This is a genomic window from Nocardioides marinquilinus, assembly GCF_039543705.1.
Taxonomy (GTDB): Bacteria; Actinomycetota; Actinomycetes; order Propionibacteriales; family Nocardioidaceae; genus Nocardioides; species Nocardioides marinquilinus.
This window is the reverse complement of record NZ_BAABKG010000004.1, coordinates 142,645-157,687: the sequence shown is the minus strand read 5'-3', so window position 1 is coordinate 157,687 and position 15,043 is coordinate 142,645. Positions and strand designations below refer to the sequence as shown.

Here is a 15,043-nt window from a genome sequence, read left to right as displayed (position 1 = left end):
CACCCTTGTGGTCGTTGTGGTCGGCGTCACGTCTTCCCGTCACGGCCGACCTGCGTCAGGGTGGCCCGGTGCCACGACGTGGGAGGCGCGCGATGCCGGTCGCGCGGCAGGTGCTGCTGCTGCAGGTCACTTTCGTGCTGGTGCTCGTCGTGGTCTCGCTGGGGCTGGCCGCCTACGACGCCCGGCGCGACGCGCGCACCAGCGCGACCGACCGCGCGGTGGCCGTGGCCCGCTCGGTCGCCGACGCGCCGGACGTCGTCCAGGCCCTCGGCACCGGCGACCCGTCGGCGTCGCTGCAGCCGTTCGCCGAGCGGGTGCGCGCCGACGCCGACGTCGACTTCGTGACGATCATGGCGCCCGACCGCACCCGGTACACGCACCCCGACCCGGCCAACATCGGCAAGCCGTTCATCGGCGACCTCGGCGACGCCCCCGAGGGCGGCGTCTTCACCCAGGAGTACGCCGGCACGCTCGGGCCCTCGATGCGGGCCGTCGTCCCGGTGACCGACCCGTCGGCCCCCGGGCAGCCGGTGGTGGCGCTGGTCTCGGTCGGCATCCGGGTCAGCTCGGTCGACCGGCAGGTGCGCCAGGACCTCGGCGCGATCGGGCTCGCGGCCGGGCTGGTGCTGCTGGCCGGCGCGGTCGGGGCGTGGTTGATCAGCCGGCGGCTGCGGCGCCAGACCCACGGGCTGGGCGAGCTGGAGATGACGCGGATGTACGAGTACTACTCGGCGGTGCTGCACGCCGTCCGGGAGGGCCTGCTGCTGCTCGACCCGGCCGGTCGGGTGCAGCTGGCCAACGACGAGGCGCGCCGGCTGCTCGACCTGCCCGACGACGTCGAGGGACGCCGCCTGGCCGACCTCGGGCTCGCCCCCGCGCTGGTCGAGGCGGCCCAGGGCGGCACCGCCGAGTCCGACGACCTCTACCTGGCCGGCGACCGGGTGCTGGTCGTCAGCTCGTCGCCGGCGGAGTGGGACGGCCGGGCCGTCGGGTCGGTGGTCAGCCTGCGCGACCGCACCGAGCTGCAGGCCGTCACCGGCGAGCTCGACGTCGTGCGCGGGCTCACCGACTCGCTGCGCGCCCAGACCCACGAGGCCGCCAACCGGCTGCACACCGTCGTCTCGCTCGTCGAGCTCGGGCGCACCGAGCAGGCGGTCTCGTTCGCCACCGACGAGCTCGAGCTGACCCAGCGGCTCACCGACGAGGTCGTCGGGTCGGCCGGCGACCCGGTGGTGGCGGCGCTCCTGCTGGGCAAGACCGCCGAGGCGCGCGAGCGCGGGGTCGAGCTCGAGGTCGTGGGCACGCTGCCGGGCGCCGTCCCCCCGCGCGACCTGGTCACGGTGATCGGCAACCTGGTCGACAACGCCTTCGAGGCCACCGGACGACGTGTGCGCGTCGGCCTGGGCGGCACCGACGAGCGGCCCGAGGTGCGGGTCGACGACGACGGCCCGGGCCTGAGCGACGACGAGGCTGCGCACGTGCTCGAGCGCGGCTGGACGACGAAGGCCGAGCCCGGCGCGGGCCGCGGCATCGGCCTCGCGCTGGTCGGGCAGGCGGCGCGGCGCCACGGCGGGCGGGTGCGCATCGAGCGCTCCGACCTCGGCGGCGCGGCGTTCGTCGTCGAGCTCGGCCCGGGCGGGGACACCGGGGAGGACGACGCGTGAGCGGCACGGTGCGGGTGCTCGTGGTCGAGGACGAGGAGCTGACCGCCGAGGCGCACGCCTCCTACGTCGGCCGGGTGCCGGGGTTCGAGGTGGCCGGCGTGGCGCGGTCGGCGGGCGAGGCGGCGCGGCTGCTGGAGGCCGACCCCGACGTCCACCTGATCCTGCTCGACCTGCACCTGCCCGACGGGCACGGCCTGGGGCTGGTGCAGCGGCTGCGCGCCGCCGGCCGGGCCACCGACGTCATCGCGGTGACGGCGGCGCGCGACGCCGACGTCGTGCGGCACGCCGTCGCACAGGGCGTGGTGCTGTACCTGGTGAAGCCGTTCGGCTTCGCGACCTTCCGGGCGCGCCTGGAGCAGTACGCCGAGTACCGCGCCCGGCTCGAGGCGGCGGCGCAGGGCCTCGGGCAGGACGACGTCGACGCCCTGTTCGGCAGCCTGCGCCCGGCCGCCGCCACCCCGCCCAAGGGCATCAACCCCGACACCCTCCGCGCGGTCGTGGCCGCGCTGCGCGAGGCCGACGCACCGATGTCGGCGTCCGAGGTGGCCGACGTCGTCGGCGCCGCGCGGGTCACCGTGCGCCGCTACCTCGAGCACCTCGCCGACACCGGCGAGCTCGAGCGCGGCCAGCGCTACGGCGGGGGCGGGCGTCCGGAGGTCGAGTACCGCCCGCACTGAGGCGTAACCGGCTGCCCGACGACCAAGCTCGGGGTCCGTGGACGGGTCGGCCTCCGAGGGGCCGGTGGTCTCGACGACGCTCGTTCCTCGCTGCTCAACCACCGGTGGTCGAGCAGGCCGAGCGCCTGCGCGAGGCCGTCGTCGAGACCCCGCGACGTCCACGCGAACCCGACCCCACGGACCCTGAGCCTGTCGAAGGGACGGCCCAGGCGAACGTCGCCGTGTCGGGCCGGTGGTTTCGACGACGCTCGTTCCTCGCTGCTCAACCACCGGTCGAGCAGGCCGAGCGCCTGCGCGAGGCCGTCGTCGAGACCCCGCGACGTCCACGCGAACGCGACCCCACGGACCCTGAGCTTGTCGAAGGGACGGCCCGGGCGAACGGCGCCGTGCCAGGCCGGTGGCCGGGGGCGCGACCGCTCAGACGAGCTCGAGGCCCGGGTAGAGGGGGTGCTTGTCGAGCAGCTCGCCGGCGGCGGCCTTGACGCGGTCGGCGACGCCGTCCGCGACCTGGTAGGAGGCCTTCGAGGGGCCGCCGGCCTTGGTGGTGCCGGCGGTCGTGTTGCTCAGCACCTCGACGATCAGCTCGGCGACCCGGTCGAACTCGTCGTGGCCGAAGCCGCGGGTGGTGAGCGCCGGGGTGCCCAGGCGGATGCCGGAGGTGTACCAGGCGCCGTTGGGGTCGGCCGGGATCGAGTTGCGGTTGGTGACCACACCGGCGTCCAGCAGGGCCGACTCGGCCTGGCGGCCGGTGAGGCCGTAGCGCGAGACGTCGAGCAGCACGAGGTGGTTGTCGGTGCCGCCGGTGACCAGGCCGGCGCCGCGCGAGAGGAACCCGTCGGCGAGGGACTTGGCGTTGTCGGCGATGTCCTGGGCGTAGCCGCGGAACGACTCCTGGCGCGCCTCGGCGAACGCGACCGCCTTCGCCGCCATCACGTGCGAGAGCGGACCGCCGAGCACCATCGGGCAGCCGCGGTCGACGCTGGGGGCGAGCTCCTCGGTGGCGAGCACCAGGCCGCCGCGGGGGCCGCGCAGGCTCTTGTGGGTGGTCGAGGTGACGATGTGCGCGTGGGGCACGGGGTCCTCGTCGCCGGTGAAGACCTTGCCGGCCACCAGCCCGGCGAAGTGCGCCATGTCGACCATGAGCGTGGCGCCGACCTCGTCGGCGATCTCGCGCATCGTCGCGAAGTTCACCCGGCGCGGGTAGGCGGAGTAGCCCGCCACCAGAACCAGCGGCTTGAACTCGCGGGCCTTGGCCCGGACGACGTCGTAGTCGAGCAGGCCGGTCGCGGGGTCGGTGCCGTACTGCTGCTGGTGGAACATCTTGCCGCTGATGTTGGGGCGGAAGCCGTGGGTGAGGTGCCCGCCGGCGTCCAGGCTCATGCCGAGCAGGCGCTGGTCGCCGAGCTCGCGGCGCAGCGCCTCCCAGTCGGCCTCGGTGAGCTCGTTGACGTTCTTCTTCTCCGCCCGCTCGAGCCAGGGGCCCTCGACGCGGTGGGCCAGGATCGACCAGAACGCCACCAGGTTGGCGTCGATGCCCGAGTGCGGCTGCACGTAGGCGTACTCGGCGCCGAACAGCTCGCGGGCGTGCTCGGCGGCCAGCGACTCGACGGTGTCGACGTTCTGGCAGCCGGCGTAGAAGCGGTGACCGACAGTGCCCTCGGCGTACTTGTCGCTGAACCAGGTGCCCATCGTCAGCAGCACCGCGGGCGAGGCGTAGTTCTCGCTCGCGATCAGCTTGAGCGAGCCGCGCTGGTCGGCGAGCTCCTGCCGGGTCGCCTCGGCGATGCGTGGCTCGACCGACGCGATCACCTCGAGGGCCTGCGTGTAGGCGGTGCTGGCGCGCTGGGCGATCTGTGCCGGGTCCTGGTGGGCCATGGGGTCGAGCGTAATGAGGCCGGTGGCGGTGCGGGAATCGTCGGACGGCGTCCGTGGTTGCGTGACCTGTGCCACCTGCTGCGCCCCGCTGCCGCACCGCAGGGCGTCCGCGTGTCCGCATCCCGGACAGCCGTCTCACATCACGAGATCTTGATTTGTGGACACCCGTCCCACGCACTGAGACTCATCCCATGGTCTCCGCTGCAACCCAGATCTACCTGGTGGTACGCCGCCACGTGGACCTCGGCCGCACGCGCAGCATGATGTGTCGCCATCGCTGAGCCGATCCGTCTCGACCGCTCCGGTCAACCGATCCCCCCGCCGCACCCGGCGCCCCAGCGAAGGACCACCGATGCCCGACCTGCGCTTCAGCTCGCAGCCGCCCGTCCACACCGAGATCCCGCGCGCCAAGCGCGCCGAGGGTCAGTGGTCGCTGGGCTACACCGAGCCGCTGAATAAGAACGAGCAGTCCAAGAAGGACGACGACCCGCTCAACGTCCGCGACCGGATCCTGCACATCTACTCCAAGCGCGGCTTCGACTCCATCGACCCGGCCGACCTGCGCGGCCGCTTCCGCTGGATGGGCCTTTACACCCAGCGCGCCCCGGGCTTCGACGGCGGCAAGACCGCGATGCTCGAGGAGGAGGAGCTCGACGACAAGTACTTCATGCTGCGCGTGCGCTCCGACGGCCGGCTGCTCAGCCCGGACGCCGTCCGCGCCCTCGGGTCGATCGGCGTCGACTTCGCCCGTGACACCGCCGACGTCACCGACCGCGAGAACATCCAGTACCACTGGATCCGCGTCGAGGACGTGCCCGAGATCTGGCGACGGCTCGACGAGGCCGGCCTCAGCAGCCTCGAGGCGTGCGGCGACTCGCCGCGGCCCTTCCTCGGCTCGCCCGTCGCCGGCGTCGCGGCCGACGAGATCATCGACGGCTCCTCGGCGCTGGAGGAGATCTTCGACCGCTACATCGGCGACCCGGCGTTCTCGAACCTGCCGCGCAAGTTCAAGACCGCGCTGACCGGTCACCCCAGCCACGACGTCTCGCCCGAGACCAACGACGTCGCCTTCGTCGGCACGGTGCACCCCGAGCACGGCCCCGGCTTCGACCTCTGGGTCGGCGGCGGCCTGTCGACCAACCCGATGCTCGCGCAGAAGCTGGGCGTCTGGATCCCGCTCGACGAGGTGCCCGACGCGTGGGCCGCCGTGGCCTCGGTCTTCCGCGACTACGGCTACCGCCGGCTGCGCTCGCGGGCCCGGCTGAAGTTCCTGGTCGCCGACTGGGGCGTGGCGAAATTCCGCGAGGTGATGGAGAAGGAGTACCTCGGCCGCGAGCTGGTCTCGAACCCCTCCCCGCCCTCGCCGGTCGGCCACCGCGACCACGTCGGCGTCCACGACCAGAAGGACGGCCGCAAGTACGTCGGCCTCGCCCCCGTCGTCGGCCGGGTCTCGGGCACGCTGCTCGCCGCGCTGGCCGGCGTCATGGACGAGTTCGGCGTCGAGGGCGCGCGGCTGACGCCCTACCAGAAGATCGTGCTCATCGGCGTCGAGCCCGACCGCGTCGCGCCGCTGCTCGACCGGCTCGACGAGATCGGCCTGTCGGCCCGCCCGTCGCAGTGGCGGCGCAACACCATGGCGTGCACCGGCATCGAGTTCTGCAAGCTCGCGATCGTCGACACCAAGAACCGCGCCCGCGACCTCGTGGCCGAGCTGGAGCGGCGCTTCCCCGACCTCGACGTGCCGATCACCGTCAACGTCAACGGCTGCCCCAACGCCTGCGCCCGCACCCAGGTCGCCGACATCGGCCTCAAGGGGCAGCTGGTGATGAGCGAGGGCCAGCAGGTCGAGGGCTTCCAGGTGCACCTCGGCGGGGCCACCGGGCTGCAGGCCAACTTCGGCCGCAAGCTGCGCGCCCACAAGGTCACCAGCGCCGGACTCGACGACTACGTGACCACCGTCGTCACCAACTTCCTCACCGACCGCGACGGCGACGAGGACTTCGCCACCTGGGTCGCCCGCGCCGACGAGGAACTACTCCGGGGCGAGAAGGTGTTGACCTCCTCATGAGGACACCCCACGACGTTCCCGGCCTCCCCCGCTGCGCTCCTCCGTCCGACAACGCCGAGGGGACCCCGTCATGAGCGCGCGGACCGTCCCGTTCCACTGCCCCTACTGCGGCGACCAGAACCTCTGGCCGCACGAGCCCGAGGGCGCGGACGCCGGCGCACCCGCGGGCCACGGCGCGTGGGAGTGCCGCGACTGCCTGCGCGCCTTCCAGCTGAAGTCGCTCGGGCTGATCCGCCCGACCGGCGCCCAGGGTGCCCCGGCGCAGGGGGTGCAGTCGTGACCGGCGTCGCGCTCACCCAGCACGCCCGCGAGGCGCGCGGCACCGACGTCAGCGGCCGCTCCCCCGAAGAGCTGCGTGACCTGGTCTCCACCTGGGGTGCCGAGCTCGAGCTCGCCCCCGCCGAGACCATCATCGAGTGGGCCGCCGCCACCTTCGGCGACCGGTTCTGCGTGACGTCGTCGATGGCGGACGCCGTCCTGTCGCACCTGGCCTCGCGCGTCGTGCCCGGCATCGACGTGGTCTTCCTCGACACCGGCTACCACTTCGTCGAGACCATCGGCACCCGCGACGCCGTCGCCGCGACCCTCGACGTCAACCTCATCACCATCACGCCCACGCAGACCGTCGCCCAGCAGGACGCCACGGAGGGCAAGGACCTCTTCCGCACCGACCCCGACCGCTGCTGCGCCCTGCGCAAGGTCGCGCCGCTGGTCGACGCGCTCGCGGGCTACGACGCCTGGGCCACCGGCCTGCGCCGCGCCGAGACCCAGAACCGCGTCATCGCTCCGGTCATCGGGTGGGACGCCAAGAAGGCCAAGGTCAAGGTCTCCCCGCTGGCGCGGTGGAGCGACGAGCAGGTCGAGCAGTACGTCGCCGAGCACGGCGTGCTGGTCAACCCGCTCGTGCACGACGGCTATCCCTCGATCGGCTGCGCCCCCTGCACGCGCCGCGTCGCTCCCGGTGACGACCCGCGCAGCGGCCGGTGGGCCGGCACCACGAAGACCGAGTGCGGGATCCACCAGTGACCCCGCTAGTTGGAAGGAGGCAGCACCGGTGAGTGCGCCCGCCCTGATCGCCCTGGCTCCCGCGAGCCGCGACCCCCGCATCGCCCGCACCCTGACCGCCCTGGTGTCCGAGGTCCGCGCCCAGCGCCCCGACCTCCGCGTCGAGCGCGCCCTGCTCGACCCCGCCGCCACCGGCGCCCGCTGGGCCCGCCCCGAGCTGCACAGCGTGCTCGACCGGTTGGTGCGCGGCGGTCACGACGAGGTCGTCGTGGTGCCGATCGCGCTGGTCACCTCCTCCGAGGACGACCACCACCTGGCCGAGGCCGCCCGCGTCGCCGCCGAGCGTCACCCCGGGCTGCGCGTGCGCATCGCGGCCTCGATCGGTCTCGAGGCCTGCCTGCTCGAGGCGCTCGACGAGCGGCTGCGCGAGGCCCTGCGCGACGCCCGCGTGCGTGAGCTCGACGCCCTCGTGCTCGCCGCCCCCGGCTCGACCGACCCGCTCGCCAACCAGTCGGTGGCCCGCCTCGCCCGCCTGTGGGGCACCCACCACCGGCTTCCCGTCTCGGCCGCCTACGCCGCCGGCGCTCCCCCCGCCACCGGCGAGGCCGTGCGTGCCTTCCGCGCCGAGGGACGCCGCCACGTCGCCGTGGCCTCGCTGTTCCTGACCCCCGGCGCCCTCACCGACCGCGCCGCCGAGCTGGCCGAGGAGGCCGGCGCGGTCGCCGTGTCGGGCCCGCTCGCCGCGCACCCGGAGGTCGCGCGCGTCGTCCTCGCGCGGTACGCCGTCGGCGCCGTCGAGCTCGTCCCGGTCTGACGCACCGCGCGTCGCTCACCGGTGGTCGGGCAGCGAGGGACGAGCGTCGTCGAGACCACCTGCCGCCGACCCTGACGTTCGCGTCGACGCCCCGAGGTCTCGAGGCTCGTCGCCAGGGCTCCTCGCACCGCGACCGTCGTCGAGGCGGGCTGACCCGGTGGTCGAGCAGACCACCTGCCGCCGACGCGGACGTTCCCGTCCACCTCTCGAGGTCTCGACACGCCGGTTCCGACCTCGTTCCTCGGTCGGACGGCTTGCTCGACCACCCTCGACGAGGGCACGCGCTCGTTCCTCGCGCGCCCCTCGTCAGACAGCGATGGGTGCCTTGATGCCCGGGTGCGGGTCGTAGCCCTCGAGCGCGATGTGCTCGAGGTCGAAGGCGTCGAGGTCGGTGACGCCCGGGTCGAGGCGCAGGGTCGGCAGCGGGCGCGGGTCGCGGGTCAGCTGCAGCCGCGCCTGGTCGAGGTGGTTGCGGTAGAGGTGGGCGTCGCCGAGGGTGTGCACGAAGTCGCCGACGCCGAGGCCGACGACCTGCGCGACAAGGTGGGTCAGCAGGGCGTAGGAGGCGATGTTGAACGGCACGCCCAGGAAGACGTCGGCCGATCGCTGGTAGAGTTGGCACGACAGCCGGCCACCGTCAGTGGGGTCGACGTAGAACTGGAACAGCGTGTGGCACGGGGCCAGCGCCATGTCGGGGATGTCGGCGACGTTCCAGGCCGAGACGACGTGGCGCCGCGAGTCGGGCTGGGTGCGCAGCTGCTCGACGACCTGGGCCACCTGGTCGACGTGACGGCCGTCGGGTGTGGGCCACGAGCGCCACTGGTAGCCGTAGACCGGGCCGAGGTCGCCGTCCGCGTCGGCCCACTCGTCCCAGATCGACACGCCGCGGTCCTGCAGCCACTTCACGTTGGTGTCGCCCCGCAGGAACCACAGCAGCTCGGCGAAGACCGAGCGGGTGTGCACCTTCTTGGTGGTCACGAGCGGGAAGCCGGCGCGCAGGTCGAAGCGCATCTGGTGGCCGAAGACGCTGCGGGTGCCGACGCCGGTGCGGTCGGACTTCTCGACCCCCTCGTCGAGGATTCGCTGCACCAGATCGAGGTAGGCCTGCACGACCCCGAATCTAGTCGCCCAGGTCGACGCGGCCGACGATCGTGGTGCGGGTGTCTCCTCCCACCCACACCGTCTCCCCCTCGCGCCCCACGTGCACCCGGCCGCGGCGTCCGAGGGCGGTGCCCTGGCTGGCGACGTAGGACGACGGCAGCACCGGGTGCTCCCCCGCGGTCAGCCACTGGGCGAGGCCGGCGTTGAGCGAGCCGGTGACCGGGTCCTCCACGACGCCGATGCCGGGGCAGAACGCGCGCACCTCGACGGCGCACTCGCCCTCGGGGTAGACGCCGACGACGCCGACGTCGAGGTCGCCGAAGACCGACCAGTCCGGCTCGACCGCGAGGACGGCGGCCGCGTCGGCCAGCCGGACGCCCACCCACCCCGGGCCGTTGTCGACCCAGGCGGCGTCGACGACGTCCTCGCGCGTGATGTGGAGCGCGGCGGTCACGCGGTCGAGGTCGGCGTCCGAGACCGGGCCCGAGCGCACCAGCGGCGGCGCGGCGAAGGCCAGGCGGCCGGTGGCGTCGTCCCGGCGCACCCGCACCAGGCCGGCCCCGCACTCCTGCACCACGACGTCGTCCGCGCGCGGGGTGCCGCCCGCCTCGAGCCAGGCGTGGGCCGAGCCGAGCGTCGGGTGGCCGGCGAAGGGCAGCTCGGCGCCGGGGGTGAGGATCCGCAGCCGGTAGTCGGCGCCGCCGTCGCGGCCCTCGTCGGTGGGCGGCAGCAGGAAGGTGGTCTCCGACAGGTTCGTCCAGTGGGCGAAGGCCGCCAGCGTCTCGTCGTCGAGCCCCTCGGCGTCGTGGACGACGGCCACGGGGTTGCCGCGCAGTGGCTCGGCGGAGAACACGTCGACCTGCCGGAAGGCTCGCACGCACCCAACCTAGCCACGCGGCCGCCGCGCCTAGCGCGCGAGGAGGGGCGGCGTGCTGACGTCGAACAGGCGGGTGCTGATGCTGCAGCCGCGGGTCGAGAGGCGGCAGACGACGAGGTCGTAGCCGGGCTGGTAGCCCGCGTCGCGCGGCCGGTCGGGCGGGTAGACCTCGCCGTTGGCGCGGGCCAGGGCGAAGGTGACCGAGTCGGGCTCGCCGAAGGCGGCGTCGACGACGACCGAGCTGCCCGGCAGGGGCAGCGGCACCTGCTCGCCCGTGTCGGAGTCGACGACGTCGGCGTAGGGGCCCGACGAGCCGAGGGGGCGGGTGAGCGCGTAGCGGCCGTCGCGCGACAGGCTGCCGCCCTCGGCCCCCAGTCCGACCGAGGACTGCGTCTCCGGCCGGTCGAGGCGCAGCAGTGTCGAGAGCTGGCGCAGGCTCACCCCGCCGGCCACGTCGAGCAGGCCCGGGCCCGGGGACTCGAGCGTGGTGTCGGGCGCGCCGACCACCAGCACGCGGGGCGGGTCGTCGAGGTAGACCCGCGCGTCGTCGAGGGCGACCACGCGCGTGGTGGCGCCGACCTGGCGGGTGAGCACGTCGCGTCCGCCGAGCGTGCTGCGCACCACCAGCCGGCCCCCCGGGGCCAGCCACGCGGCCAGGCCGCTGTCGGGCGAGCTCGTCACGCCACCGCCGCCGGAGGTGGCGCCCACAGTGCGCGGGGGCCGGCGGCCGACCACCTCCACGACGTCGCCGGCCGCGGTCACGGCGACGACGCCGCCGTCGACCGCGGCGAGCGAGACGACGTCGCCCAGCGGCACCCGGCGCTCGCCGACGGTGACCGCCCCGCCCGACCACCACGCCGTCGGGGCGAGGCCGCTCTGCCCGCCGCCGAGGGCCTCGCGGGCCGGCTCGGTCGCGGGGGCGGCGTCCGCGGTCGGGCTCGCGGTGCCCGTCTCGTCGGGGCCGGGCACGCCCGAGTCGCCCACGCCGCGGCGTGCCGACTCGACCACCACCGGAGCAAGCACCAGCAGCACCACGACGACGGCCGCGGCGGTCAGGCCCCGGCGCCGGCGTCCGCGACGGGTCCGCTCACCGGCCAGCTCGACGGCGGCGGCGAGGTCGGGCGGGCCGGGGTCGACCTCGTCGGCGGCCTGCGCGACCCGCAGCCCGAGGTCGCCGACGTCGCGACCGGGCAGGTCGGCGCCGCGCGAGGCCGCCCGCGCCGTGGCCCAGCCGAGCTCCTCGCCGAGCACCTGCGCCACCTCGACGTCGTCGAGCCGCGCGACGGCGCGCAGCACGAGTCGCCGACGCCGGGCCGGGTCGAGGCGGTCGAGGGTCGGCTCCAGCGCGGCGAGGGACGGCGGCGGGTCGACGGGCTCGGCCCACCAGGCCTGGTGGTCGTCGTCGAGCCGGGCCAGCAGGCCGGCGAACAGGTCGACGTCGGGGTCGACCAGGCCGTCGTCGTCCCGCGGCGCGAGCCGGTCGGCGAAGGTCTCGACGGTCAGCCGCACGGCCGCGGCGGGTGGCACGCCGAGCAGCACGAGCGTGCGCACGCACGCCGTCCAGCGGCCGACGAGGTAGGACTGCCGCTCGCGTGCGTCGTGGCCGCCGGGATCGAGGCGGTCCACGGCACGACCTCAGGCGTGCAGCGACATCGGCCCGTAGACGGGCCGGTCGTGCTCGAGCAGGGTCACCTGGTCGACGCCCGCGGCGGCGAGGTCGGGCCAGGTCTCGCCCACCCACGACTCGGCGTCGGCCTGGGTGGCGAAGCGCTGGTCGGCGAGCGCGGCGTGGTCGGGCACGGTGGCGAGGTCGACCGGCTCGCCGTCGGCGCGCTCGCAGCGCCACCACCACGGCCGGTCGGTCGCGGCCGGTCGCCGGAACGTGGGCGGCTGCTCGGGGAGGTTCACGAGCGCACCGAGGGGTCGACGAACGGCGCCTTGACGACCTGGAACGGCTCGCGCCGTCCCCGCACGTCGACGCCGACCTGCACGCCGGCGTCAGGGTCGGTGTTCATCGACGTCGAGACCAGGGCCAGCGCGATGCCGCTGCGCAGCGTGGGCGAGAAGGTGCCCGAGGTGACCTCGCCGAGCAGGACGTCGGGGGTCAGGCTCACGCTCATGTGCGGCCGCGGGATGGCGCGGCCGGCCGAGCGCAGGGCCACCAGCCGGCGGCGCGGGCCGCGCTCGCGCTCGGCGAGCAGCACGTCGCGACCCCAGAAGCGCTCCTTCTTCCACCCGACCGCCCAGCCGAGCCGGGCCTCGTTGGGCGTCACGTCGAGCGAGATGTCCTGGCCGTGCAGCGGGTAGCCCATCTCGGTGCGCAGGGTGTCGCGGGCACCGAGGCCGCACGGCCGCAGCCCGTGCGGCTCACCCGCCGCCAGGAGCGCGTCCCACAGCGGGCCCGCGAGGTCGTTGGAGGTGATCAGCTCGTAGCCGCGCTCGCCGGTGTAGCCGGTGCGGCAGACCACCACGCGCGGGTCGGTCTCGGCCCCGACGCTGTCGGCGGCCAGGCCGAACGGGGCGTCGACGAAGCTCATGTAGTCGTGCCCGACCGGCAGCCCGACCGCCGCCAGGACGTCGTCCGCGCGCGGGCCCTGCACGGCCAGCACGGCGTGCTCGGTGTGCCGGTCGGTGATCTCGACCGAGGACGGCGCGGCCTCGCGCAGCCGCCGCACCACCTCGGCGGTGTTGGCCGCGTTGGGCACCAGCGCGATCTCGCCGTCGCTGCGGTAGTAGGCGATCAGGTCGTCGACGATGCCGCCGGTCTCGTCGTCGCAGCACAGCGTGTACTGCGCCTGGCCCGGGCCGATGCGCCGCAGGTCGTTGCTGAGCACGCTGTTGACGAACGCGGCGGCTCCCATGCCGCGCACCTCGACCTTGCCGAGGTGGCTGACGTCGAAGATCCCGGCGGCGGTGCGCACGGCGGTGTGCTCGGCGACGACGCCCCCGCCGGCGTACTCCAGCGGCATCGTCCAGCCGCCGAACTCGGCGAGCTTGGCGCCGAGCGCGACGTGGCGGTCGTGGAGGGGGCCCTGGTGCGGTGCGGCCGTCGGGTCCGGGGAGGCAGCGGACATGCGGCCGAACCTACCGGACCGCCACCCGCCCGCCCGGGCGGCGATCCGACGGGGTGCCCCTCGTTATCCTGCGGCGGTGACGACCTACGCGCTGCGCAGCGCCAGTCCGGCCAAGACCCGCGCCGACGCGGTGGTCGTGGGGGTGCTGCGCGGCCCGTCCGGGCCGACGCTCGCGCCCGGCGGCGACGAGGTCGCCTCCGCCTACGGACGCCGGCTCGCCCCCCTGCTGGCCACGCTCGGCGTCACCGGCAAGGCCGGCGAGGTGGTCAAGCTGCCGACGTCGAAGACCATCTCGTCCCCGGTGCTGCTGCTGGCGGGCCTGGGCGACGAGGTCACCCCCGGCACGGCGCGGCGCGCCGCCGGCGTCGCGGCCCGGGCCGCCACCAACGCCGCCTCGGTGGCGCTGGCGCTGCCGGCCGACTCCGCCGCCCTCGTGCGTGCGGTCACCGAGGGCTGGGCGCTCGGCGGCTACACCTTCACCTCCTACAAGCGGCAGCCCGACGGCGAGCGCACCGACCGGGCCGGCGAGGTCGTCGTCCTCAGCCCCCTCGCGCGCAAGAAGGACGTCGTCGCGGCCTTCGAGGAGGCCCAGGTCGTCTCGGCCGCGGTCGCCCAGGCCCGCGACTGGGTCAACACCCCGCCCAACGACCTGCGCCCGCCGAGCTTCGCCGACGCCGTCGTCGAGGCGCGCCGCGGCCACGGCCGCAGCCGGGGCGCCGGCAGCCTCAAGGTCGAGGTGCTCGACGAGAAGCGCCTGGCCGAGCTCGGCTGCGGCGGCATCCTGTCGGTCGGCCGCTCCTCCGACGCGCCGCCGCGGCTGGTGAGGCTCGACTACGAGCCCAAGGGCGCCGTCGCGCACCTGGCGCTGGTGGGCAAGGGCATCACCTTCGACAGCGGTGGCCTGTCCATCAAGCCGGCCGCCGGCATGAAGGAGATGAAGTCCGACATGGCGGGCGCGGCGGCGGTCGTCGCGGCCACCTTCGCCATCGCCGACCTCGGGCTGCCGGTGCGCCTGACCACCTACGCCTCGCTCGCCGAGAACATGGTCAGCGGCGACGCCAGCCGCCCCGGCGACGTCGTCACGATGTACGGCGGCACGACGGTCGAGATCCTCAACACCGACGCCGAGGGCCGCATGGTGCTCGGCGACGCGCTCGTCATGGCGCAGGAGGCGGAGCCGGACGTCGTCCTCGACGTCGCCACGCTGACCGGTCACATGGTGATGGCGCTGGGCGACCGGGTGGCCGGCGTCCTCGGTGACGAGAAGGTCGTCGCCGACGTGCTCGCCGCCTCGGAGGCGGCGGGCGAGGAGCACTGGCCGATGCCGATCCCGGCGATGATGGAGGAGCGCATCCGCTCCTCGAAGATCGCCGACCTCGCCCAGCACGACTGGATCCGCTGGGGCGGCGGCCTCTACGCCGCGGCCTTCCTGCGCGAGTTCACCGGCGGCCTGCCGTGGGCCCACCTCGACATCGCCGGCCCCGCGTTCAACTCCGGCGGCCCGTGGGGCCAGGTCACCTCCGGCGGCACCGGCTTCGCCGTCGCCACCCTCGTCGAGTACGCCCGCTCCCTCGCCACCCGCTGAGAAGGTCCGGCGGTTTCGAGGCTCGTCGGTAGCGCTCCTCGCACCTCAACCACCGTCAGGCGGCTGCACGATGGTCGAGGTGCGAGGCCGGCCACGGCCGAGCCTCGAGACCCCGTGAGGTCGACGCGGACCCGACCCCACGGACCCTGAGCCTGTCGAAGGGCCCCCGCCACGAGCCTCCGCGAGCACGGCCGGCGGTTTCGAGGCTCGTCGCTAGCGCTCCTCGCACCTCAACCACCGTCAGGCGGCTCCACGATGGTCGAGGTGCGAGGCCGGCCACGGCCGAGCCTCGAGACCCCGTGA

13 protein-coding genes are annotated in these 15,043 nt (G+C 74.6%); 7 read left to right on the top strand and 6 right to left on the bottom strand.

All coding sequences use genetic code 11. The annotated features are described in order from the left end of the window. Positions 1 to 92 precede the first annotated feature (92 nt). Entirely contained in the window at positions 93 to 1,664 is a 1,572-nt protein-coding gene (locus tag ABEA04_RS16180) for a sensor histidine kinase (protein WP_345460834.1), read from the top strand. Continuing rightward, entirely contained in the window at positions 1,661 to 2,341 is a 681-nt protein-coding gene (locus tag ABEA04_RS16175) for a response regulator (RefSeq protein WP_345460831.1), read from the top strand. The genes ABEA04_RS16180 and ABEA04_RS16175 overlap by 4 nt, the downstream gene beginning before the upstream one ends. A 417-nt stretch (positions 2,342 to 2,758) precedes the next feature. On the opposite strand, the gene ABEA04_RS16170 is transcribed toward ABEA04_RS16175, so the two are convergent. Further along, positions 2,759 to 4,216 carry a glycine hydroxymethyltransferase gene (locus ABEA04_RS16170; protein WP_345460828.1) on the bottom strand — a complete coding sequence of 486 codons (1,458 nt, stop codon included), beginning with the start codon at positions 4,214 to 4,216 and terminating at the stop codon, positions 2,759 to 2,761. Positions 4,217 to 4,568: 352 nt separating this feature from the next. Here ABEA04_RS16170 and ABEA04_RS16165 point away from each other — a divergent pair, with 352 nt between their 5' ends. The 4 genes from ABEA04_RS16165 (at position 4,569) to ABEA04_RS16150 (ending at position 8,103) form a co-directional block, all read left to right on the top strand. Continuing rightward, the gene (locus ABEA04_RS16165; RefSeq protein WP_345460825.1) at positions 4,569 to 6,284 is read left to right on the top strand and encodes a nitrite/sulfite reductase; all 1,716 of its coding nucleotides are present in this window, start codon (positions 4,569 to 4,571) and stop codon (positions 6,282 to 6,284) included. Between the two features lie 70 nt (positions 6,285 to 6,354). Then, positions 6,355 to 6,564 carry a hypothetical protein gene (locus ABEA04_RS16160; RefSeq protein ID WP_345460822.1) on the top strand — a complete coding sequence of 70 codons (210 nt, stop codon included), beginning with the start codon at positions 6,355 to 6,357 and terminating at the stop codon, positions 6,562 to 6,564. Then, entirely contained in the window at positions 6,561 to 7,310 is a 750-nt protein-coding gene (locus tag ABEA04_RS16155; RefSeq protein ID WP_345460819.1) for a phosphoadenylyl-sulfate reductase, read from the top strand. The genes ABEA04_RS16160 and ABEA04_RS16155 overlap by 4 nt, the downstream gene beginning before the upstream one ends. A 28-nt stretch (positions 7,311 to 7,338) precedes the next feature. Continuing rightward, positions 7,339 to 8,103, top strand: a complete 765-nt coding sequence (locus tag ABEA04_RS16150) for a sirohydrochlorin chelatase (protein ID WP_345460816.1) — start codon at positions 7,339 to 7,341, stop codon at positions 8,101 to 8,103. A gap of 306 nt (positions 8,104 to 8,409) precedes the next feature. Here ABEA04_RS16150 and ABEA04_RS16145 read toward each other — a convergent pair whose 3' ends face one another. The 5 genes from ABEA04_RS16145 to gcvT are packed head-to-tail and all read right to left on the bottom strand — an operon-like array spanning position 8,410 to position 13,155. Continuing rightward, positions 8,410 to 9,213, bottom strand: coding sequence for a thymidylate synthase (locus tag ABEA04_RS16145; RefSeq protein ID WP_345460813.1), 804 nt, complete (start codon positions 9,211 to 9,213; stop codon positions 8,410 to 8,412). Positions 9,214 to 9,223: 10 nt separating this feature from the next. Beyond that, a complete protein-coding gene (locus tag ABEA04_RS16140) occupies positions 9,224 to 10,081 on the bottom strand; it encodes a PhzF family phenazine biosynthesis protein (RefSeq protein ID WP_345460810.1) in 858 nt (285 codons plus the stop codon). A gap of 30 nt (positions 10,082 to 10,111) precedes the next feature. Beyond that, the gene (locus ABEA04_RS16135) at positions 10,112 to 11,707 is read right to left on the bottom strand and encodes a hypothetical protein (protein ID WP_345460807.1); all 1,596 of its coding nucleotides are present in this window, start codon (positions 11,705 to 11,707) and stop codon (positions 10,112 to 10,114) included. A 9-nt stretch (positions 11,708 to 11,716) separates the two neighbouring features. Then, a complete protein-coding gene (locus ABEA04_RS16130; RefSeq protein ID WP_345460804.1) occupies positions 11,717 to 11,989 on the bottom strand; it encodes a hypothetical protein in 273 nt (90 codons plus the stop codon). After that, positions 11,986 to 13,155, bottom strand: coding sequence for a glycine cleavage system aminomethyltransferase GcvT (gcvT, locus tag ABEA04_RS16125; protein WP_345460801.1), 1,170 nt, complete (start codon positions 13,153 to 13,155; stop codon positions 11,986 to 11,988). Before gcvT ends, ABEA04_RS16130 begins: the two co-directional genes overlap by 4 nt. 76 nt (positions 13,156 to 13,231) lie before the next feature. Between gcvT and ABEA04_RS16120 the strand changes: the two genes are divergently transcribed. Continuing rightward, positions 13,232 to 14,740 (top strand): leucyl aminopeptidase, encoded by a 1,509-nt coding sequence (locus ABEA04_RS16120; protein WP_345460798.1) that lies wholly within the window; start codon positions 13,232 to 13,234, stop codon positions 14,738 to 14,740. The last annotated feature ends 303 nt before the right edge of the window (positions 14,741 to 15,043 follow it).